This window comes from Inquilinus limosus MP06 (assembly GCF_000767795.1).
GTDB lineage: Bacteria > Pseudomonadota > Alphaproteobacteria > DSM-16000 > Inquilinaceae > Inquilinus > Inquilinus limosus_E.
The window spans coordinates 1-873 of sequence record NZ_JANX01001088.1 but is presented as its reverse complement, the minus strand read 5'-3'; the positions used below and the strand labels follow the sequence as shown (position 1 = coordinate 873).

Below are 873 nucleotides of genomic sequence, written 5' to 3'. Positions count from 1 at the left end.
GGTGTAGGGGTGCTGCGGCGCCGCGAACAGCGCCTCGGTCTCCCCGGTCTCGACAATCCCGCCGAGATACATCACCGCCACCCGGTGCGACAGGTGGCGGACCAGGCGCAGATCATGCGCCACGAACAGCACGGTCAGGCCCAGCCGCTCCTGCAGCTCCAGCAGCAGGTTCACCACCTGGGCCTGGACCGAGACATCGAGGGCGGAAACCAGCTCGTCCGCGATCAGGCATTCCGGCTCGACCGACAGCGCGCGGGCGATGCCGATGCGCTGGCGCTGGCCGCCGGAGAATTCGTGCGGATAGCGGTCCGCCGCCTCGCGCGGCAGCCGCACCAGGTCCAAGAGCTCGGCGATGCGGGCCGGGATCTGGGCCTTCGGCCGCATCCGGTGCACCGACAGCGCCTCGGCCAGGGTCTGGCGCACCGTCATGCGCGGGTTCAGGGACCCGCGCGGGTCCTGGAACACCATCTGCACCCGGCGGTTGAAGGCGCGCCGCGCCGCCCCCTCCAGCGACCGGATGTCGGCGCCGTCATAGCGCATGGTGCCTTCGTCCGGCTCGATCAGCCGGACGATGCAGCGGGCCAAAGTGGACTTGCCGCTGCCGGATTCGCCGACGATGCCCAGCGTCTCGCCGCGCCGGACCGCCAGGTCGATGCCGTTCAGGGCGTGCACGGCGGGATGGGGGCGGCGGCGCAGCGCGTCCACCACCGTCCGCTCCAGCCGGAAGCGCTTGTGCAGCCCGGCGATCTCCAGGATCGGCGCGCTCATGCCGCCCCCCGTGCGTCGGCGACACGCGCGCTCTCGAAGCATGCCACGGCGGCGTCCGGTCCCACCGGCTCCAGCGCCGGCCGCTCGGCCCGGCAGCGGGGCGTG

General features: G+C 73.0%; 1 protein-coding gene. It reads right to left on the bottom strand.

Translation table 11 applies throughout. The annotated features are described in order from the left end of the window. On the bottom strand, nt 1–768 hold a 768-nt coding region (locus tag P409_RS35375), incomplete at its 3' end, for an ATP-binding cassette domain-containing protein (protein WP_034849817.1). Nucleotides 769–873 lie beyond the last annotated feature (105 nt).